At 42.2% G+C, this 438-nt stretch carries 1 protein-coding gene; it reads left to right on the forward strand.

Annotated features, from left to right (window positions below; genetic code table 11):
• Positions 1-219: 219 nt before the first annotated feature.
• The coding region (locus tag AB4585_RS22870) for a hypothetical protein (protein ID WP_372171099.1) at positions 220-438 on the forward strand (219 nt) is incomplete at its 3' end.

The following is a 438-nucleotide window of genomic DNA, read 5'->3' on the forward strand; positions in this document are numbered from 1 at the left end:
GCATTAGTGTGCTTGTAATGTCTGTATCTGACGGGCATTCTTCGCCGTCTAGTACGATGAATTCATTGTAGATTTTCATTGCTCTCAATCTTGGCCTTTTATCGCAAGAAGGTAATTTAGGTGAGTCATGAGTATTCATAAATGAGCGGTAAAATATTTGCGTAATGCCTCGCAAAATAGGGGTTATTCAGGCAGCGGTGCCTCAAAGGAATTAGTTAGATGCAGGATTTAGGAATGTTTTACGAAGGAAGTTTGCCTCCGGAGTTGTTTGAGCAGTTGTTGGCTGGCGAAGTGCCAGAGACTATAGGTGAGATCTTTCCAGAGGAAATCCCTGTGAGTTTTAGTGATGATATTGAGTCAGTAATGGCTGAGGTGAATGTTAAGCAGAAGAGCTTTCAAATTCACGGAAATATCGCTGAATTGGGAATGTACGGGGTC

This window comes from Vibrio sp. 10N.222.49.C9 (genome assembly GCF_041474985.1).
Taxonomy (GTDB): Bacteria; Pseudomonadota; Gammaproteobacteria; order Enterobacterales; family Vibrionaceae; genus Vibrio; species Vibrio crassostreae_C.